The following is a 20,745-nucleotide window of genomic DNA, read 5'->3' as shown; positions in this document are numbered from 1 at the left end:
ACTACGGGCATATATTGCATTGTTCTTCTTTTAATGAGTTTTATTTGGGAAAAGTAGAATTAAGTTCATTGTATTATCTCTTTTTACCTACAGGCATAATGTAACGTGGTTCTTCTTTTATGCCTAATACTTTCTTAACCTGCTCATCGCGAAAAGCACCAATCACCACTGTGCCTAAATCTAATGCTTCACATTGGAGATGGATATTTTGTCCACAATGGCCTACTTCATTATCAACATACCGAATTCCGCGCTCGCCGTATCGTTTCGTGGTTCGTTCATATTTAGCGGAAATAACAATAGATATTGGTGCGTTATTAATATATTCTTGGCCTAAGGCAGCGCTTGTTAATTCTTTTCGCACATCTTTATTGCCTATTTTTTCTAATTCGTGGCTCTCGCTAAGATAACGATAAACACCGACTTCAAGTCCTTTAACTTTACCGACAACTAAATAAATTTCTAAAGGATAAGTTGCGCCGGCAGAAGGCACTGTTCTTCCACCCCAGTCAGCAGTTTTGCCTTGGGCTGACCATAATAATTGCGATACTTCTTCTAAGGTCAAGGCTTCGTCTTTATAACTTCGAATTGACCTTCGTTTGAGCATAGCCTCTTCAACACTGACTGAACCTGAAAAACGGGGCTTGGGTAATTTCATTCTTACCTCCTTAGCCTCAACAACAATTATTAACCATAATATTAGTAAAATTGCAATCTTTTTATTTTTGAGCATTCAAACTCCTCTTAAATTCTGCCAATTTGGTTTTGATTTTTGGATATTTTAATGCCAGTATCTCGGCAGCAAAGATGGCAGCATTGACTGCGCCGGCAATGCCAATTGCCATTGTTGCCACGGGAACTCCTTTTGGCATTTGGGCGATTGAGAGCAAGGAGTCAAGTCCATTTAATTCCGATTTTATTGGTACGCCGATAACGGGTTTTTTTGTGTAAGCCGCAATAACTCCCGGTAATGCCGCAGCACCGCCAGCACCAGCAATAACGACTTCGGTCTTTCCTTTTTCTACGGACTGGGCAAATTTACGCACGGTTTCCGGATTGCGATGTGCAGACATAATTTTTATCTCGTAATCAATTCCCAGTTCTTTTAGTTTCTTAGCGGTTTCTTCCATAATCGGCAAATCCGATTTACTTCCCATTACAATACTTACCATTATGCCTCCTAACTTAATTTGTATCTAAAAATTCGCTTACTTTTTTTATTTATGTCTTATATTATTTTACAATCTAAAACTTGCTAAATTTATCTTTAGTTGCATTACATACCGGACATTTTTCTGGTGGTGAGCCAATATGGGTATAACCGCAAATCGGACAGATATAGATATCTTCAATTTTTAGGTCTTGGCCTTTTTGTACGGATTCTTTTGCTTGCTGATAGAGTTGACTATGAATCTTTTCAGCGGCTAAGGCATAGTTAATTGCCAGTTCGGCGCCTTTTTCATTCTGTAAAACAGCGGTTGCCAGATAACTCGGATACATTTCTTCAACTTCAAAATTTTCACCTTGAATTCCGGTTTCTAAATTACCTTCAGTTTGCTTGATATATCCTAAATTTCTGGCATGATTTCGGGCATGAGCGAATTCAGCAAAAGCAATTGCCTTAAACAGTCGGCCGACATTGGGAAACCCTTCTTTTTCTGCAATCTCGGCAAAGATTAGATATTTCATATGTGCCATTGACTCACCAGCAAATGCTTCGGACAATGCTTTTTCTGTCATTTTTCTCATTTTGTCCTCCTGTAATTTACAATAAAATTAGTGTCTGGTCTCTTTATTTTTCTCATTTTTGTTGCTGATATGTTACCATAAAATTACTGTTTTGAGTCTTTATTTTTCTCATTTTTACTTCTGATAAGTTGTAATAAAATTAGTATCTTGAGTCTTCTTTTTTTTCATTTTTTGCGTCTGATAAGTTACCATAAAATTAATGTCTTGAGTCTTCATTCTTCTCAATTTTGTTTCTGGTAAGTAAGCATAAAATTAGTATCTTGAGTCTTCATCTTTCTCATTTTTCTTGCTGATAGGTTACAATAAAATTATTATTTTTAGTTCTTACAACACCGATTATTTTAACTTGGTAATTGGCAATATCTTTAAGATAATAAATAAAGTCTTGAAAATTTTCATCAAAACAGCAGGCAGAGTTCGATTTAGTTCCGGAAAATCTAATTTTGAGTATATTCCCTTTATTAAATAAAGTTTGGGCTTTACATTCAGGATAGCGATAACGATTAAATTCTGCAGTCACCTTTCTTAAAAGGTTGCTATTCATAAAAATTTTTCGGCGATAAGCAAAAATCCTGCGAAATCTTTGGGGTTATTGATTGGATGGGGTGTTGTAACAAACATCAAGTGGCTTACATCATTAGACATCTAAATTCTCTACATACTTCGCATTGGCTTCAATGAATTGGCGTCGGGGTTCAACGACTTCTCCCATCAAAATTGAGAATAATCGGTCGGCTTCTGCAGCATCTTCTAAGGTGACCTGTTTCAGCACCCTTTGTTCGGGATTCATTGTGGTCTGCCAGAGTTGTTCTGGATTCATCTCACCAAGACCTTTATATCTTTGGATGTCGTATTTTTCGCCTTTTGCCTTTTTAATCATACTCTCTAATTCTTCATCCGAATAAAGATAGGTTTCTTGTTTTTGAGTTTTGAACCGATATAGTGGCGGTTGGGCAATATAGATATAACCGGCTTCAATTAAGGGACGCATAAATCGATAGAAAAAGGTTAAAAGCAATGTCCGAATATGCGAACCATCAACATCAGCATCGGTCATGATAATAATCTTATGGTAACGGGCTTTTTCAGGGTCAAAATCGTCTTCAGAAATACCAGCACCAATAGTTGAGATGATACTACGAATTTCGGGATTGGCCAGAATCTTATTCAGAGCAGATTTTTCAACATTCAAAATTTTTCCGCGTAAAGGCAAAATTGCTTGGAATCTGCGGTCTCGACCTTGTTTGGCTGAACCACCAGCCGAATCACCTTCAACAATATATAATTCGGATTTACTTGGGTCTTCTTCTGAACAATCAGCCAGTTTACCGGGGAGAGTATCTGATTCCAGTAAAGACCGACGCCGGGCAAGTTCGCGGGCTTTTTTCGCTGCTTCGCGAGACTTGGCTGCTGCAATCACTTTACTTAAAATCAGATTAATCACGCGGGGATTTTCTTCAAAATAAGTGCTCAATTTTTCCGCAACCACTGACTCCACAATTCCTTTGGCTTCGCTATTACCTAATTTGGTCTTGGTCTGACCTTCAAATTGCGGATTGGGTATTTTAATGGAAAGCACCGCAGTTAATCCTTCTCGGCAGTCTTCACCAGTGATTTCAATATTATCTTTAATTGCTTGGGTCTTTTTAGCATAATCAGTTATTGACCGAGTCAGAGCAGATTTAAAACCGGCTAAATGGGTTCCACCTTCATGGGTATTAATCGTATTAACAAAAGAGAAGATATTTTCTAAAAAACTATCATTGTATTGAAATGCCAGTTCTACTTCAATGCCATTGCGTTTGTCATAAATATATATTGGCTTATGCAACCGGTTTCTACCTTCATCAAGATAACTGACAAAATCGACAATGCCGCCAGTAAAATGATAACTCTCTTTTTTGCCACTATTCTCATCTATCAGTTCAATCGTTAGGTCTTTATTGAGATAGGCAAGTTCTCGTAAGCGGGTTGCAACTGTGTCAAAGTCGAAATCGGTCTTCTTAAAAATCTTTTTATCGGGCTTAAATGTGATTTTGGTGCCAGTTTTGGTTGTTTTGCCTTTTATCTCAAGTTTGGTTTTAGTTTCACCCCGTTCATATCTTTGAAAATAGATTTTGCCATCGCGATAGACCTCGGCTTCTAAGTATTCCGATAAGGCATTGACTACAGAGACACCAACGCCGTGGAGCCCACCGGAAATCTGATATACCTTATCTTCAAATTTAGCACCGCTATGAAGCACGGTTAAGACGACTTCTAAGGCTGGTTTCTTTTCTGTCGGATGCATATCAACGGGAATACCCCGACCATTATCCTCAACTGAAACAGAACCATCTTTCTTTAGCACAACAATTATCTTATCGCAATAACCGGCAAGGGCTTCATCAATGCCATTATCAACGACTTCGTAAATAAGATGATGCAGACCTCTGATGCCAACATCGCCGATATACATTGCGGGTCGGCGACGAACCGCTTCTAAGCCTTTTAAGACATGAATCTGCGATGCGTCATACCTGGTCGCATCGACCCTGGTCGCACCGACCCTGGTCGCATCGACCCTGGTCGCTTCGACCGTTGTATTTTTGGAGTCGGATTTATTTGTTGACATAAGTAATTATTAACTTACAAGCATTAAATCTAATCTCTAATTAATCTATTTATCTGTTTCGGATTATAGAAATACTTATCCCGATTAACATACAATATTTTATCTAAAATTAGCCATAAATCAAGAGGCAATAGGTAAACTGCTTGACTTAAGTTGAAGATAAAGTATAATACTAAATTCAATTTATATCATATATCACATAATTCAGAATGCAAAAGTAATTATTAGATTAGATTGATTTTTAAGATTGATTAAAATAAAAAAACTTGTTTGAATTATTATGGAATATTTAACTAAGATAAGAAATATTGGGATTGCGGCGCATATTGATGCCGGAAAAACGACGACCACTGAGCGCATTCTTTTTTATACAGGCAAAATCTATCGGATGGGCGAAGTTGATGAAGGCTCAGCAACAATGGACTGGATGGACCAAGAAAAAGAGCGAGGCATCACGATTACCGCAGCAGCAACAACTTGTTTTTGGCGAGAACACCAAATTAATATTATTGATACACCAGGTCATGTTGATTTCACGATTGAAGTTGAGCGTTCGTTAAAAGTTTTAGATGGAGTCGTGGTCGTCTTTTGTGGTGTTGGTGGTGTCGAGCCTCAATCCGAAACCGTATGGCGTCAAGCCGATAAATACAAAGTTCCCCGAATTGCCTTTATCAATAAACTTGACCGCATTGGAGCTGATTTCTTTCGGGTCTTAAGTATGATGCAGGAGAAATTCGCTTTGACTCCTGTTGCTATTCAATTGCCGATAGGCAGTGAAAATGATTTTCAAGGTTGTATTGATTTAATCTATGAAAAGGCATTTATATGGCTTGACGAAACTCTTGGAGCTGAATTTCGAGAAGTTGAGATTCCTGAGGAAAAAAAATATTTAGTCAAAGAGTATCGGGAAAAAATTATTGACACCTTGAGCCATTATGATGAGACAATTTTGGAAAAATACTTATCAGGTATTAAGATTACTGCTGAGGATTTAATTAAGAGTATTCGCAAATTAACTATTAACTTAAAAATTGTGCCGGTCTTATGTGGAAGTGCTTTGAAAAATAAAGGCGTGCAGAAACTTTTGGATGCGATTGTCGATTTCTTACCATCACCAGTAGATATTCCACCAATGAAAGGTATTAATCCCAACACAAAGAATGAAGAGACTCGACCCGCAGACCCAAAAGCACCGTTCTCAGCACTGGTTTTCAAAATTGCTAATGACCCGCATCGCGGTTATCTATCCTATATTCGAGTCTATTCGGGTAAAATTGAAGAAAAAAGTCAGGTCTTGGTTGTGCCTACGATGGAGAAAGTCCGCATTTCGAAACTGTTAGTGATGCATGCTAATTATAAACAAGAAGTTGAAAAACTCCAGGCGGGTGAGATTGGCGCGGTTGTTGGGATTAAAGAAATTAAGACCGGCTATACCTTGTCCAATATTTTACATCCGATTGCTTTTGAGCCAATGGAATTTCCGGAACCGGTTGTGTTTTTAGCCATTGAACCGAAGACTAAAAGTGATGCGACAAAATTATCTGATGCCCTCAATACTTTAACCGTTGAAGACCCGACACTGAAAATTAAAGTCAATCCTGAAACTGAAGAGACGATTCTTTCAGGTATGGGCGAATTACACTTAGAGGTTACTTTGGAACGATTAAAAAGAGAATTTGGTGTTGCCTGTCATATTGGAAAACCGCAAGTCTCTTATCGGGAGACAATTACAAAATCAACTTCCGCAGAAGGCAGATTCATCCGTCAAACTGGTGGAAAGGGACAGTATGGTGTAGTTACTTTACAATTAGAACCCGCAGAAAGCGGTGTTTATATCATCAATGAAATAAAAGAAGGAGTTATACCCAAAGAGTTTATTCCGGCAATTGAAAGTGGGATTCAAGATAGTATTAATACCGGTGTTTTAGCCGGTTATCCGATTACTAATATTGCGGTGCATATTATTGATGGTGCTTATCATGAAGTTGACTCCTCAGAGTTATCGTTCAAAATTGCGGCGACAATGGCTTTTCGGGATGCTTTTCTTAAAGGGAATCCGACTTTTTTAGAGCCGATAATGGATTTAGAAGTGGTGACACCTGATGCTTATCTTGGTAGTATTGTGGCAGATTTAAGTGCTCGTAGAGGCAAAGTCGTTTCAGTCGAATCGATAAAGGGGCATAAGATAATCCATGGGCTTGTGCCTTTGGCGGAAACCTTTGGTTATACTACCGCTTTAAGGTCTTTGACTCAAGGCCGAGCAACTCATTCTTTACAATTTTCTCATTATGAAATTTTGCCCGATGAGTTAAAGACTAAAATCTTTCCTTACCTGGCAAATATTCTCAATCCTACTTAGTTTGAGTTTTGGGTTGTGAGTTTTTGATTTTTAGTATACTTCCAAGAAGTAACAACGCAAACATTCACTTTCTGGCATATTAATTTTTGACTTTCAAACCGTTACCTTGAATTATTTTAGTATACTTCTAAGAAAAAACAGCGCAGGTATTCACTTTCCGGCATATTTAACAGCACTGGATGGTCAGGTCCTTGAGTGGTGCGGTCAATAATCTTAAAAGTTTTACCAGTATCTTGTGCGGCTTGGGATAAGACATCTAATAAGTCCTGCCAGAAAAGATAATGGGAACAAGTGCAACTTACTAAAACTCCACCTTCGGCTAAAAGTTTCATGGCTTGCAAGTTAATATCTTTATAACCTTTAATGCCTTGCGGTTTTTCTGAGAGTTTCTTAAAAAATGGTGGTGGGTCTAAGACAATAATATCAAACTTGCGTTTTTCTTGGTTGAGTTCTCTTAAGACGACAAAAGCATCGCCTTTGATAAATTTACAAACATTGTGGAGTTTATTAAGTTTGGCATTTTCTCGGGCTAATTCTAAGGCGGGTTCGGAAGCATCAATGCCCAGCACTTCTTTAGCCCCACCTTTTGCCGCATTCAAAGAAAAACCACCAGTATAACAGAAGACATCTAAGACCGATTTATCTTTACTCATTGCTTGCACTTTTTGCCGAGTGATTCTTTGGTCATAAAAGAAACCGGTCTTTTGTCCGGCTTGGATGTTGACGATATACTTTACGCCATTTTCGGAAATTATCACCGGGGCTAAAATATCGCCATAAAGTAGACTTTCCCGTCGGGGTAATTTTTCATTGTCGCGTAAACGAAAATCATTCTTTTCAAAGATTGCGGTCGGATTAAAGATATTTTTCAGTGCCGAGACAATTAAATTCTGGCGCAGATCCATTCCGGCTGAATAAGTTTGTAAGACAAAAGTATTAGCATACTTGTCAATCACTACTCCTGGAATACCGTCGCTTTCACCATAGACCAAACGAAAATCGTTTTCATTCGGTAAAATGGTTTTGCGATAGGCATAGGCTTTTCGTATTCGTTCCTCAAAAAAATTTACATTGAGCGGTTCTTTTTTTTCCGAATAGAGCCGAATGCGAATTAGGGAATTTTTATTATAAAGTCCGCTACCAATGAAATGGTTGTGCTCATAGACAAAGACCACATCACCGGTTTGGGGATTGCCTTCAACTTTTTTGACTTCGTTAGAGAAAATCCAAAAATGGCGTTGCCGTGATTTTTTTCGGATAACATGAACCCTTTTCGGCATTCTGACAACTCCAAACTCAAAAACTAACGACCAATGACTAATGACTAACGACCATTATACGCGGTGGCTAAATCTAATACAGTTATTTCTAAGTTATCATTAAAAGTATACAGAATATCATAAGTATTGCCACTGAAGTTTACTGGCAGATTTGGCGCACATTCAATTTTAAGTTCGGGTCTTGGAGGATAGATTATCTTACCATCTTCTTTGGTGAGATTAGTTTTCGGACTGATTAAAACCGGTGCCGGATTGGCTTCACCAAATGGTGCCAGTTGCTTAAACTCGTCCGTGATTTCATCTAAGGGTAAAATCATATCCGCAATCAACTGATTTTCTTTAATGATATTACCGACAAATTTTTCCTTAGCATATTTTTTCACCGCATTGATAAACGGCTTTAATTTTGCCTTGGGTAGGGTAAAGCCACAGGCTTTTTTATGACCACCGAAGTCAGTAAAATAAGCACTATGAGCTTTAAGCATTGCAATCAAATCAACACCATTAATGCCTCGACATTCACCAACCCAGTCATCATTTCTTTTGCCCATTACTACAACCGGTAGTTGATAAGCATCTTTAAGACGACCCGCACAATGGCCTAAGGCTTTTAAGTTCAATCTTTCATCATAAACTAAAATAATACCATCGCCCATATCTTTGACTTGTTCGGCAATAAGACAATTCTGTTTTGCCGCTTCTCGCCATTCTTGACTTAGTTTGTATAATTCCTGTGCCCATTGATAACAAGCATCGTAGTCTTGGTTAAGAAAATAATCGCAGGCTTGATTGCCATTAGCCGAACCGAACAATGGAATGATTTCGGCAAAGAATTTTTCAACGGTTAGATTCTGTTTGCTCAGTCCCACAACATCAAAGACCGCATTAACTGCATTGTTTTTAACATTAGGTAGTGCTTTTAGTCCTAACTGGGTAAAAATTCGGTTCTCATCAATCAACGGCACCCGGTCGGCAATTGTGCCTAAAGCAGTAATCGGTAATAAATCGGTAAAAAGCGAGAAAAACTCTTTCGGACTAACCGTTAAGTGCTTTTCGACTAAGGCTAAAGCAACCTTTAATGCGACACCAACACCAGCAAGCAACGAAAAAGGATATTGAGAATCCAGGCGTTTGGGATTAACATTAGATATAGCATTAGGCAATTTATCTAAAACCTCATGGTGGTCCGTAACAATAACATCAACTCCGGATTTTTGGATTATCTCAATCTCTTGATTATTGGTAATACCACAATCAACTGTGATTACTAATTTGACACCAGTATTTTGAAACTCTTGGACTTTATCTGGATTTAAGCCATGGCGTTCTTTACCTTTTTGGGGAATATAATATAATGGTTGCCCTTTAATGGCTTTTAAGGTTTGATAGAGCACAACAATTGCCGAAATACCATCTAAATCTTCATGTCCCCAGAGCAGAATCGGTTCTTTTTGCGCAATGGCTTTTTGGATTCGATGTAAGGCTGGTTCAATATCAGGCAGGAGCGTATTGGGATGAAGATAAGAAAGTTCGGGATTAAGAAACTTTATCATTTCCTGAGCGGATTTAATATTTCTTAAGACTAACAATTGAACTAACCTAAGATTAATTTTATTGGGCAGTTCCGGCAACAATTGTTGCCAATCTAATAAAGGTTGCGGTTTAATTTGCCACATAAAGATAATTTAGATAACGCTTCATTCTAACTCATAAAAATTGCTATCAATTTGCCACATAAAATTAAAAAATGTATTTACATAAAATTTAACAATAATTATAAAATAAATTGCTTTTGAAGTCAACAAACAATTGCAAATCCAACCCGCACCCTTAACCCTTTAACTTTTGAACTATTGAACCTTTTAACTTTTACCATAAACAGACCCGCCCTACCCCTAAAAAAATCAATCAACCTAAAAGTTTTTTCCCCAAAATGCCATTTTTATGTGTCATAGCATTATAGATGGCAAATATAAATAACCCGGGGCATAAAGTTATCCTTAAGGATAACCCCCAGCCATCTATATTAAAATTAAAAAATATTAAATATTAAAATTAAATATGCAACTGACCGGACAAATACTATGAGCCGAATGAAAAACTGGAATAAGAACTTTAATGCCTATTCGCAAGGTATAAGGCAAATGCTTTATAAACAACAGATTAAAGAACAACTATCTCAAGAATTCGCTAATCTGGAAAAACTGGAAAATGCGGTTAAAAAGATTATGGGTGAATCTGGCTTACCCACCTGGCATAATGTTCCCTATCTCAACTTCGCACGACAACTCTACCGACTCCTCCGAAAACACTCAGGCAAAACCCTCAAAACCGAAATCAAAATCCTAACCAAAACCTGGCAACAAAGACAATTGAAAAAACAACTTTTAGTAAAGATTCGTAATGCGATAATCGATTTATTTTCCAAGAGAAACAAAATACCGATGAATCTTAAGACTAAAAAACGATAATTGATTTATTATCAAAGACTTAAAGATAAGGATGCCGGATAATAACTACTCCCACTATACCAGGGGTAAAAATTTACCCCAAGGATACAAAAGAAAGCGCAATGAATAATTATTGGGTTTTCTCTGTGGCTTTGTGGCTCTGGGGCTAAAAGATAATGAAATACACGATTACGGTTAATCAACTCGGTATCTTGTATTCTGGTCTGATTGCTGAGACCGATTTAGTGGATTGGGCAATTGTCGATTATCTGAAGGACTTTGTCTATTACCGCGACCGCAAACGGATTATCTATCAAGGCGAAGAGTATATCTGGCTCAATTACAAACACTTAATCTCAAGTTTACCTTTAGCCAAGATTAAGGGCACTTGGACTATTTCACGAAGAATCAATAAGTTGCGAAGATTGGGTTTGATTAAGACGATTAGAGATAAGGATAACACGCTCTATTATACTTTTACTGATTTATTGATTGATATTTGTTTTGCTAAGAAGTCAGATATTGAGAAATTAAGAAAAGTGTATAATCTATCCGGTAATTCTCAACCTAAATCCCGAACGAGTCAACCTAATGGGACAAGTGGATCAGGACCTATTGCACCTATATCAAAAGCTCCTATTGCAACGAATGCAACAGGTTCTATTTTAACACCTCAGATTACGGATTTTGTAACAGGACCTGTTGCATCTATTGCAACACCCCCTGTTGCACCTATTGCAACAGCACAATTAGTAACAAAGTATCAATTAGTAACAAAGAATAATATTAATGATATTAATGATATTTCTTTTTCTTTTCTTTCTTCTAAAAAACAAAGAGAAGAAAACCACAAAGCCATAGAAAACACAAAGAAGATAGGATTTGCCACTGAAGACACTGAGAAGAAAGAAATCCTTAAAACCATAAAGAACCCAAAGAAGAGAAAATCTGCCACTGAAGATACAGAAAAGGTAAAACTTGCCACTGAAAACACTGAAAACACTGAAGACACTGAAACCATAGAAACCACGGAAAACACTGAAATAAGAAAATCTGGGATAGTCAAACAGGATAAACCACTTTATCAGCAAGTGAAAAGTGTTAATTTATTCCAAAGAATTTAATCCCAATGGTGTCTAACACAGTCACAAGACATTGTATCCATTATAAGAATTTAATTCCCCTGCTATCTGACATAGCGATAAGACATTGTTCTGTTCCAAAGGATTTATTTTCACCAGTATCTAACACAGCCACAAGATATTGTATCTATTCTAAATGTTGTTTAACACAGTCACAAGACATTGTATCTGTTCCAAAGGATTTATTTTCACTGCCGTCTAACATAGCGATAAGACATTGTATCCATTCTAAGAATTTAATTCCACTGCTATCTGTCATAGCCTCAGGACATTGTATCTATTCCAAAGAATTTAATCCCACTAAGTCTAACACAGTCACAAGACATTGTATCTGTTCCAAGAATTTAATTCCCCTGCTATCTTATCTTGATTTTGGATTAAACTTAATTAAAATATATATTTAGTGAAAATTAACGAATGCACTATGATACGAGATACGCCAAACATTGATTCGCTTAAAAATTGCCAAGTCATTTATGGCCCGTCGTTGTTTTCTGACCTGGATATTTATCTTTTCAAGCAAGGCAACCATTTCAAATTGTATGAAAAACTTGGTGCGCATATGATGACGGTTGACAATCTTACCGGCACTTATTTTGCTGTTTGGGCGCCAAATGCTCAACAAGTTTCAGTAATCGGTGATTTCAATAATTGGAATCCTAACTCCCATCCTTTAGCCGTGCGTTGGGACGAATCCGGTATCTGGGAAGGTTTTATTCCAAATGTTTCGAAAGGCATGCTTTATAAATATCATATCGTCTCAAAGTATAATAATTATCAAGTTGATAAAGGTGACCCGTTTGCTTTTTACTGGGAAATTGCACCCAAAACCGCATCTATTGTCTGGGATTTGAAATATGATTGGCAGGATAATCGCTGGATGAAGTCTCGTCATAAATACAACAATTTGAATGCGCCAATTTCTATTTATGAAGTGCATCTCGGCTCTTGGCAGAGAAAAGAGAATAATCAATTCTTAACTTATCGCGAATTGGTAAAACCGCTTGTCGACTATGTTAGGAAGATGAAATTTACCCATATTGAGTTTTTACCCATAATGGAACACCCATTTTATGGCTCTTGGGGTTATCAGATTCTTGGTTATTTTGCTCCCACCAGTCGTTATGGCACACCTCAAGATTTAATGTTTTTGATTGACGAACTGCATAAACATAATATCGGTGTGATTTTAGATTGGGTGCCTTCTCATTTTCCGAATGACCTTCACGGCTTAGCATTTTTTGATGGCACACATCTATATGAACACCAAGACCCGAAAAAAGGTTTTCATCCTGATTGGAAAAGTCATATTTTCAATTACGGCAGAAATGAAGTCCGCTCCTTTCTGATTAGCAGTGCTCTATTTTGGCTGGATAAATTCCATTGTGATGGATTAAGAATCGATGCAGTGGCTTCAATGCTCTATTTAGATTATTCGCGTAAAGATGGCGAATGGATTCCCAATGAATTTGGTGGTCGAGAAAATCTTGAAGCAATTAGTTTTATTAAACGATTAAATGAAGTTGTCTATCAAGAGTATCCTGATGTGCAGACAATTGCAGAAGAATCAACTGCCTGGCCAATGGTGACGCGACCGGTTTATGTTGGCGGATTAGGTTTTGGTCTGAAATGGAATATGGGATGGATGCACGATACTTTAGAATATATGAATAAAGACCCAATTTACCGTAAGTTCCATCATAATCAATTAACCTTTAGCATCTGGTATGCTTTCTCAGAAAATTTCTTGTTACCACTATCTCATGATGAAGTCGTTTATGGTAAGGGTTCGTTATTGTCAAAGATGCCTGGCGATGACTGGCAGAAGTTCGCTAATCTTCGATTGCTTTTAGGTTATATGTTCACGCATCCTGGGAAAAAACTCATCTTTATGGGTGGAGAATTTGGCCAATGGCAGGAATGGTCACACGAAAAAAGTTTAGATTGGGAATTAGTTAAACACTCTCCGCACCAAGCAATCCAAAGATGGCTACAAGACTTAAATAAATTATACCAGCAAGAACCAGCCTTATACCAAACCGATTTTCAGTCTTCCGGTTTTGAATGGATTGATTGTAATGATGCGGATAATAGTGTTATCAGTTATCTAAGAAAAGATAGTTCAGGTAATGAAATAATTGCCGTAGTCTGTAATTTTACACCTGTGCCCAGAGAAAATTATCGGATTGGAGTGCCCAAATCTGGTTTTTGGCAAGAACTACTTAATAGCGATGCTAAAGAATATGGTGGCAGTGGCATTGGTAATTTAGGCGGGGTCAATTCTAATCCAACCGCATGGCATAACCGACCTTATTCTTTACTCTTAACATTACCTCCTCTATCCGCTTTAATATTAAAATATAATCCCAATAGAAATAATAATAATAACTCGTAAACAAGTCTGAGATGAACCGCTATATTCGTATTCACAAACATTTTACCAACTTTTATTAGATAATCTTGGACTATTGCCATAATTATTAATGTCAGTGAGAAGGACTAAAAAGAAGAAATTAATATTATTAAATATGAATAAATACGAAATAATCCTTGAGCCATCAACATAATAGGAAAAGAACTAATATGAACCGCTATATCTGTATTCATGGCCATTTTTACCAACCCTTAAGAGAAAATCCCTGGACTAATAAGATAGATAATGAAACTTCAGCATTTCCTTACAATGATTGGAACCAAAGAATTACTGCCGAGTGCTATAAACCGAATCTTTCCGCACCAATTATTGATAAAAAAGGCACTGTTATCAAAAGAATCAATAACTATACCAAAATCAATTTTGATTTTGGTCCAACTTTACTTGCTTGGTTGGAAAAGAATGAACCTGAAGTCTATACAGCAATTATTGAATCTGACCAACAAAGCCAAAAAAACTTTGCTGGCAATGGTTCTGCAATTGCGCAAGCCTATAATCATATTATTATGCCTTTAGGTAATGAGCAAGATAAAAGAACTCAAGTTTATTGGGCAATAAAAGATTTCGAGTACCGATTCAAACGAAAACCCATCGGAATATGGCTACCAGAAACTGCAGTGGATATAAAAACACTTGAGATCTTAGCCGAACTTGATATTAAATTTACAATTCTTTCACCTCATCAAGCAAAACGAACTCGCAAAATCGGTAGTGACCAATGGATTGAAACTAATGGCAATATCGACACGAAACAGGTCTATCTCTGTAAATTACCCAGCACAAAAACAATCAATCTATTTTTCTATAACAAGACAATTTCGACTGATGTTGCGTTTAATAATCTTTTATCCAATGGTGAGGTCTTTGCGCAAAGATTAGGAAATGAGTTTATGGGTGATACCCGACCCCAATTAGTTCATATTGCGACTGATGGCGAAACCTATGGCCATCACCATCGTTTTGGCGAAATGGCTTTAGCCTATTGTCTTGATTATATTGAAACTAACCAATTAGCACATCTCACGAATTATTCAGAATATTTGGCCAAATATCCTGCAGAATATGAAGTTGAAATTATTGAAAATACATCCTGGAGTTGTGCGCATGGTATTGAAAGATGGCGGTCAAATTGTGGCTGTTGCACTGGAACCCATCCGAATTGGCACCAAAATTGGCGCACACCTTTAAGAAATGCTATGGATTGGTTACGAGATAAAATCATTGAAATAACTGAACCGATTGCTCATCAATATACTAATAACTTTTGGCATGCCCGAAACGACTATATTGAAATCCTTCTAAATCCCAACCCTGTGATAGTTAGCCAATTCATCAATAAACATTGCAAAAAAGAATTATCATCTCAAGAAATTACCAAACTACTAAAAATCTTAGAGATTCAATATAATACTCTATTAATGTTTACCAGTTGTGGTTGGTATTTTGATGACATCTCTGGTCTTGAGACAATTCAAATCTTAAGATATGCTGGTCGAGCCATTCAACTCACAAGAGAAATCACGAGCATTGATTTAGAATCTGAATATCAGAAGATGCTTGAATCTGCACCCAGCAATGTTGAAGCATATCAGAATGGTAGTAAAGTTTATGAGATTTTTGTAAGACCCTATACTTCATCTTAACAATGATTGAGACAAGAGCCGGCGGCGTTTTGCTTCACATCTCATCATTGCCTTCAAAATATGGCATTGGTGATTTTGGTCCTTCTGCGTATAAATTTATTGATTTTCTATCTTCTGCCCAACTGCGCTATTGGCAGATTCTACCTTTGAATCCCACGGATTTATCTTGTGATAATTCACCGTATCATAGTATTTCCGCATTTGCTTTGAATCCATTATTTATTAGTCCCGAATTACTTATCAAACAAAAACTCCTGTATAAATCAGATTTATTGAACATTCCTAAATTCTCAACCACTAAAGTTAACTACTCGCAAGTTAGTATCTATAAGAGAAAGTTATTTTCCATTGCTTTTGGCCGTTCGGAAAGACTACGAAAGTCATTAGCATATCGAAAATTTATTATGGACCACAAGTATTGGTTACAAGATTATGCTCTATTTATCGCACTTAAAAATTATTATCAAGGAAAGATTTGGAACCAATGGTCAGATAAATTAAAGAATAGAGATAAGGCAGAATTGCAGTATTTTCGCAAAAAACTTGCTCGCCAAATTGAATTGGAAAAGTTCTTACAATATCTCTGCTATCAACAATGGCAGTCCTTAAAACAATATGCGCATAGAAAAAATATTCAAATCATTGGTGATTTACCCATCTATCTCAATTATGACAGCGTTGATGTTTGGGTCAATCCAGAAATATTCAAGTTAAACCACAAAAAAGAAATGTATGTTGTTGCTGGTGTGCCACCGGACTATTTTAGTAAAACCGGACAACTCTGGGGAAATCCTTTATATAATTGGAATGTTTTAAGAAAAAACCAGTACCAATGGTGGTTGAAACGAATTGAGCATAACCTGAGATTATTTGATTTACTTCGTATTGACCACTTTCGCGGACTGGTAGGATATTGGCAGGTCTCGGCAAAGGCTAAAACCGCGATTAAAGGCAAATGGATTAAAACTCCAGCCCAAGATTTCTTTTACCATTTGCAAAAAAAATTTCCCGAACTGCCCTTTATTGCTGAAGACTTAGGAATGATTACCTCTGATGTTAAAAAGATTATGCAACAATTCAATTTGCCCGGTATGAAAGTTCTGTTGTTTGCCTTTAATGAAGACAATCTTTACCATCCGTATTTACCCCATAATTACGAACCGAACTGTGTTGCCTACACCGGTACTCATGATAATAATACGATAATTGGTTGGTATAAAAATGAAGCCCAAACATTTGAAAAAAAGCAGTTATTTAACTATTTAAGGCAAAAAGTGCCTCTAAAAGACTTAAACTGGAAACTGATAGAATTGCTAATGGCTTCAAAGGCAAATTTAGTAATCGTTCCAATGCAAGATATTTTAGGATTAGGTGCTAATGCCCGAATGAATCAACCAGCATCAAATAAAAACAATTGGCAGTGGCGAATGAAACCGAATGCAATATCTGATTATTTAGCAAGCAAATTATCAACTATAATTAAAGCCTCTCAAAGAATAAATACTCTGAAAAAAAATGCGAATGACAAATCGGCTTATTACGATTAATTATTTGCTTTCGATTCGTTCCTATTTTTATGCTGTTTCAGAACTAAAACGACTTTCGCAAAACTCTCAAAAGTGTATTATTGACAAAATTTTGAGATTCGATAAAATGTAAAATAGATTTTTAGCGGTATGGCTGAAATCAAAGAAAAGAATATATTTAACTCAGATATTGTTGCCAAGATAATGTATTATCTATTAAATTCGGTTCGGACCCGGTTTATTATTAATTCTATCTATAAATTAGCCAAACCTAAACTAATTCGCGATAATGCCCAAAACCCACTTTATGCCAAATCCCATCGCATTGCCGAAGAACTATATTATCTGGTTGAAGGAATGCTCAATATCACTAACCGAGCACACATAACCCAAAAAACACTCAATATTTTCTTAAAGGCAATCTTTCTGAATCAAGACTTAAAACGGATAACTAAAGAGTGGTTGGAAAAATACGGCTACGGTCCACCAGGATTTCTCGTCCTCAGTCCGACTAAACAGTGTAATCTCCAATGTCCCAACTGCTATGCCAATTCTGCTGGTGAACGAGATAAACTGCCTTACTCGGTTGTTAAACGCATAATTAGCGAAGCATATCATTTATGGGGAAATCGGTTCTTTGTCATTTCCGGTGGTGAACCCTTAATATATAAAAGTGATAACAAATCAATCCTTAACCTTGCTGAAGAATTTCCAGATTCAATCTTCTTAATGTATACCAATGGTCTTATGATTAATCCGACAATTGCTCAAAAACTCGCTGAGTTGGGTAATCTGACACCAGCCATATCCGTTGAAGGAATGAAAGAAACGACAGACCGCAGACGGGGATTAGGCACATTTGATAAGATTATCAAAATAATGGAGATGTTAAGACAAAACCGCGTGCTATTTGGCATCTCAATCACGGCAACTCGGGAAAATTGTGAAGAAGTGCTTTCTGACGAATTTATTGATTTCTTCTTTGATAAGATGGGTGCTGGCTATGGCTGGATATTCCATTATATGCCTATCGGACGCGATGTCTCGGTCGACTTTATGCCCACACCAAAACAAAGAGTTTGGATGTGGCAAAGGAGTTGGGAAATTATTAAAAAGAAAAAAGTCTTTTTAGTTGATTTCTGGAATCATGGTTCTGCTTCAAGCGGCTGCATTGCTGGTGGCAGAGAAGGTGGCTATCTGCATATCAATTGGCATGGCGATGTTGCACCGTGTGTCTTTTTTCCTTATGCCGTTTCCAATATTAAGACGATATTTGAAAACGGCGGTAATCTTAATGACGCAATCCAAACACCCTTCTTCCAAGCCATTCGCGACTGGCAATGCCATTATGGTTATCCCCGGAGTAAAGATATTGATATTCACTCATCATTTAATTGGCTTAGACCCTGTATTATTCGAGACCATTTTCAAGAAGCATTTTCCATAATCAAAAAATACAAAGCTCGTGCTTTGGATTACGCACCTGATTGTATCTATCTGGAAAACAAAAACTACTTTGACACCCTTCAAAAATATGACCAAGAATTAAAAGCATTAGTTGACCCGCTCTGGCAAAAACTCTATCAGAATTCCAAGAATTAATCCCATTAAGAATATACTTATTAATATTGAATAATTTGCAGACTTACTAACCGGTTAAAGATAGTTATTATTATTTCGGAAAGCACTGGAATAAAAAACTTTTTGAGATAAGCATAATATACAAAATCGAAGATAAGTCGATTTTTTACGACTTTTCTAAGTATTAACCAAAGCACCTTTGAGACTCGATTCATAAGATGAATTATTAATTTTCATAAGAACGAAGTGTAAATTTATTAATTAAAATAAAAAAAATTGCATATTACAAACAATTTATTTATTCAATTATTTTGATGTGTATGTTAGCAGATAACTGAAAAGTTTTGTACCCTTCCCCTCAATAAAAAGATTAGTGGAAAAAAAGAATTTGCTGATATAATAGCCAATATAGATTTTTCAAGGCTCCGGCAGTAATTCGCCTTAATTAAAGCCCATTAAAAAAAAACTTGACAATTTAGGAAATTTTTTTAAAATTTTATAAAATAATAATTGTTAAAACAATTAGGTGCAAAGACGGGTAGTTGCTTCAAAATTAATTAAAATAGAAAATAATTAAACTTATTACCTTTGCGCATATGCGGACCTTTTTAATTTTCCATTTCTTGTTTTATTTCTACTCATTACGGGTAGGAATTATGCAACTGGTTCAATCCGGTGATGTAGGTTCAAGTTTTGCGGGCAGACAAAACTTTCCTGCATCAAAACCCGGTTTAACAACAAAGCACAAATCATACAAAGTCTGCCCAAATTTTTATTAGGGAGGTAAAAATGAAGCACAATAAAATAATACCAGTGGTTATATTGGGATTAATTTTGAGTGCTTCAGCAACAATCCTCTATGTTCCGGACCCTTACCCAACAATTCAGTCTGCAATTAATGCTGCTACTAATGGCGATACCATTCAAATTGCTGCCGGAACCTATCCAGAACAAGTAACCCTTACTGGTGCAAACCGAAAATCCTTGACATTTATTGGTGCTGGCGCGTCAACTGTAATTCGCCCGACTTCAATTCCGCAACTTTTTCCGAGATATGATTGGTTGAACCCTAATACCGCAGTGATTTTTGCTGTTGATTCCGTAGCGGGTATCGGTCCAGTCGTTATCAAAAATCTTAAAATTGATGCCTCAGAAATTACTTCAATGCCCGGTGGTGCAAATGCATTTCATGGTATACATTTTCGTGAGTCCGGTGGATTAATTGAAAATGTGCTTATTGAAGGTTTTGTTTCTTCAATTTATCCGTCAGTAGGTTTTTATCTTTCTGATGTATGGGAGACAGGCTCAGCAATTGAAGTTTGTTACTCCAAGGTTAAAGACTTTACCAGAAATGGTTTGGTCTGTGTTGGAAATTATGCAATTGCAAATTTTCATCATGACACGGTTTTAGGTATAGGTGGAGCTGCGCCTAATCAAACTCCAAATGGTATTCTGATCGCTTGGGGTGCTTCCGGGAGTATTGCCAATAATTATATCAAAGATCTTGTAAGCAGCAATTCAAGTTGGATTGGATGCGGAATTTTAGTTTATTTTGCAGGCGATGAGGTTTATTCAAATAATAACGTCCTTGTGGATAATGAATATCATATTGTATATGACAACACTGCAGGTGAGATTATAGGTAATGTACTAAGCGAACCCGTTGTTGCCGGATATGGTTGGACCGGGGGAATTGGTATTCAAGTGTATCCCACGGGGCCCACGGGGAAAACATTAAGGAAATATCCAACTCAACCTTATCTGGATGATATTAAATACGACTCACGGGTAAAAACTGCGTTTAACTATATAGTAGAGAATAATAATCTGATCGGTGACGATGGTAATACATCAGAAGGTGTTTGGGTCTGGCAAGAATCACCTCATAGTGTGAATTTGACGATTGGAAGCGGTAACAGGATAACTGATTGGGCCTATGGAATTTCTCTTTACGGCAGCTTAATAAA

Annotated in this window: 16 protein-coding genes; 9 read left to right on the top strand and 7 right to left on the bottom strand. The window is 36.8% G+C overall.

Annotated elements, in window-relative coordinates; all coding sequences use genetic code 11:
* Nucleotides 1-73: 73 nt before the first annotated feature.
* The 5 genes from N2201_03510 to gyrB form a co-directional block, all read right to left on the bottom strand.
* A complete protein-coding gene (locus tag N2201_03510) occupies nucleotides 74-733 on the bottom strand; it encodes a SagB/ThcOx family dehydrogenase (protein ID MCX7785284.1) in 660 nt (219 codons plus the stop codon).
* Nucleotides 720-1,172: a 5-(carboxyamino)imidazole ribonucleotide mutase gene (purE, locus tag N2201_03505; GenBank protein ID MCX7785283.1), complete on the bottom strand. Its 453-nt coding sequence runs from the start codon at nucleotides 1,170-1,172 to the stop codon at nucleotides 720-722. The genes N2201_03510 and purE overlap by 14 nt, the downstream gene beginning before the upstream one ends.
* A 73-nt stretch (nucleotides 1,173-1,245) precedes the next feature.
* Entirely contained in the window at nucleotides 1,246-1,749 is a 504-nt protein-coding gene (locus tag N2201_03500; GenBank protein MCX7785282.1) for a rubrerythrin family protein, read from the bottom strand.
* A 277-nt stretch (nucleotides 1,750-2,026) separates the two neighbouring features.
* A complete protein-coding gene (locus tag N2201_03495) occupies nucleotides 2,027-2,293 on the bottom strand; it encodes a hypothetical protein (protein MCX7785281.1) in 267 nt (88 codons plus the stop codon).
* A 93-nt stretch (nucleotides 2,294-2,386) separates the two neighbouring features.
* Nucleotides 2,387-4,363, bottom strand: a complete 1,977-nt coding sequence (gene gyrB, locus N2201_03490) for a DNA topoisomerase (ATP-hydrolyzing) subunit B (protein MCX7785280.1) — start codon at nucleotides 4,361-4,363, stop codon at nucleotides 2,387-2,389.
* 280 nt (nucleotides 4,364-4,643) lie between these two features.
* Between gyrB and fusA the strand changes: the two genes are divergently transcribed.
* Nucleotides 4,644-6,722 (top strand): elongation factor G, encoded by a 2,079-nt coding sequence (gene fusA / locus N2201_03485; protein ID MCX7785279.1) that lies wholly within the window; start codon nucleotides 4,644-4,646, stop codon nucleotides 6,720-6,722.
* 116 nt (nucleotides 6,723-6,838) lie between these two features.
* Here fusA and N2201_03480 read toward each other — a convergent pair whose 3' ends face one another.
* Together N2201_03480 and N2201_03475 are read right to left on the bottom strand one after the other, a co-directional pair.
* Entirely contained in the window at nucleotides 6,839-8,002 is a 1,164-nt protein-coding gene (locus N2201_03480; GenBank protein ID MCX7785278.1) for a class I SAM-dependent rRNA methyltransferase, read from the bottom strand.
* A 44-nt stretch (nucleotides 8,003-8,046) separates the two neighbouring features.
* A complete protein-coding gene (locus N2201_03475) occupies nucleotides 8,047-9,678 on the bottom strand; it encodes a DHH family phosphoesterase (protein MCX7785277.1) in 1,632 nt (543 codons plus the stop codon).
* 417 nt (nucleotides 9,679-10,095) lie between these two features.
* On the opposite strand from N2201_03475, the gene N2201_03470 reads away from it, so the two are divergent.
* From N2201_03470 to N2201_03435, 8 genes are all read left to right on the top strand, one after another.
* Nucleotides 10,096-10,473 carry a hypothetical protein gene (locus N2201_03470; GenBank protein ID MCX7785276.1) on the top strand — a complete coding sequence of 126 codons (378 nt, stop codon included), beginning with the start codon at nucleotides 10,096-10,098 and terminating at the stop codon, nucleotides 10,471-10,473.
* Nucleotides 10,474-10,628: 155 nt separating this feature from the next.
* Complete coding sequence (locus N2201_03465) at nucleotides 10,629-11,576, top strand: hypothetical protein (GenBank protein MCX7785275.1); 948 nt, start codon at nucleotides 10,629-10,631, stop codon at nucleotides 11,574-11,576.
* Between the two features lie 442 nt (nucleotides 11,577-12,018).
* Nucleotides 12,019-13,989: a 1,4-alpha-glucan branching protein GlgB gene (glgB, locus tag N2201_03460; protein MCX7785274.1), complete on the top strand. Its 1,971-nt coding sequence runs from the start codon at nucleotides 12,019-12,021 to the stop codon at nucleotides 13,987-13,989.
* A gap of 188 nt (nucleotides 13,990-14,177) precedes the next feature.
* The gene (locus N2201_03455) at nucleotides 14,178-15,671 is read left to right on the top strand and encodes a DUF3536 domain-containing protein (GenBank protein ID MCX7785273.1); all 1,494 of its coding nucleotides are present in this window, start codon (nucleotides 14,178-14,180) and stop codon (nucleotides 15,669-15,671) included.
* A 2-nt stretch (nucleotides 15,672-15,673) separates the two neighbouring features.
* Nucleotides 15,674-17,218 carry a 4-alpha-glucanotransferase gene (gene malQ / locus N2201_03450; protein MCX7785272.1) on the top strand — a complete coding sequence of 515 codons (1,545 nt, stop codon included), beginning with the start codon at nucleotides 15,674-15,676 and terminating at the stop codon, nucleotides 17,216-17,218.
* A 129-nt stretch (nucleotides 17,219-17,347) separates the two neighbouring features.
* Complete coding sequence (locus tag N2201_03445; GenBank protein ID MCX7785271.1) at nucleotides 17,348-18,799, top strand: radical SAM protein; 1,452 nt, start codon at nucleotides 17,348-17,350, stop codon at nucleotides 18,797-18,799.
* Between the two features lie 635 nt (nucleotides 18,800-19,434).
* Nucleotides 19,435-19,557: a hypothetical protein gene (locus N2201_03440; protein ID MCX7785270.1), complete on the top strand. Its 123-nt coding sequence runs from the start codon at nucleotides 19,435-19,437 to the stop codon at nucleotides 19,555-19,557.
* A gap of 10 nt (nucleotides 19,558-19,567) precedes the next feature.
* On the top strand, nucleotides 19,568-20,745 hold a 1,178-nt coding region (locus N2201_03435; protein ID MCX7785269.1), incomplete at its 3' end, for a hypothetical protein.

The organism is candidate division WOR-3 bacterium (assembly GCA_026418155.1).
Lineage (GTDB): Bacteria > Hydrothermota > Tepidihabitantia > Tepidihabitantales > CAIPLT01 > JAOABV01.
Note: the sequence above shows the minus strand (reverse complement) of the source record. Positions and strands in the feature narration are given on the sequence as shown.

Excerpts from the sequence above, each read along its gene's own strand:
- N2201_03510 (MCX7785284.1), bottom strand. The coding sequence starts at position 733 with ATGCTCAAAAATAAAAAGATTGCAATTTTACTAATATTATGGTTAATA.
- purE (MCX7785283.1), bottom strand. The coding sequence starts at position 1,172 with ATGGTAAGTATTGTAATGGGAAGTAAATCGGATTTGCCGATTATGGAA.
- N2201_03500 (MCX7785282.1), bottom strand. The coding sequence starts at position 1,749 with ATGAGAAAAATGACAGAAAAAGCATTGTCCGAAGCATTTGCTGGTGAG.
- N2201_03495 (MCX7785281.1), bottom strand. The coding sequence starts at position 2,293 with ATGAATAGCAACCTTTTAAGAAAGGTGACTGCAGAATTTAATCGTTAT.
- gyrB (MCX7785280.1), bottom strand. The coding sequence starts at position 4,363 with ATGTCAACAAATAAATCCGACTCCAAAAATACAACGGTCGAAGCGACC.
- fusA (MCX7785279.1), top strand. The coding sequence starts at position 4,644 with ATGGAATATTTAACTAAGATAAGAAATATTGGGATTGCGGCGCATATT.
- N2201_03480 (MCX7785278.1), bottom strand. The coding sequence starts at position 8,002 with ATGCCGAAAAGGGTTCATGTTATCCGAAAAAAATCACGGCAACGCCAT.
- N2201_03475 (MCX7785277.1), bottom strand. The coding sequence starts at position 9,678 with ATGTGGCAAATTAAACCGCAACCTTTATTAGATTGGCAACAATTGTTG.
- N2201_03470 (MCX7785276.1), top strand. The coding sequence starts at position 10,096 with ATGAAAAACTGGAATAAGAACTTTAATGCCTATTCGCAAGGTATAAGG.
- N2201_03465 (MCX7785275.1), top strand. The coding sequence starts at position 10,629 with ATGAAATACACGATTACGGTTAATCAACTCGGTATCTTGTATTCTGGT.
- glgB (MCX7785274.1), top strand. The coding sequence starts at position 12,019 with ATGATACGAGATACGCCAAACATTGATTCGCTTAAAAATTGCCAAGTC.
- N2201_03455 (MCX7785273.1), top strand. The coding sequence starts at position 14,178 with ATGAACCGCTATATCTGTATTCATGGCCATTTTTACCAACCCTTAAGA.
- malQ (MCX7785272.1), top strand. The coding sequence starts at position 15,674 with ATGATTGAGACAAGAGCCGGCGGCGTTTTGCTTCACATCTCATCATTG.
- N2201_03445 (MCX7785271.1), top strand. The coding sequence starts at position 17,348 with ATGGCTGAAATCAAAGAAAAGAATATATTTAACTCAGATATTGTTGCC.
- N2201_03440 (MCX7785270.1), top strand. The coding sequence starts at position 19,435 with ATGCAACTGGTTCAATCCGGTGATGTAGGTTCAAGTTTTGCGGGCAGA.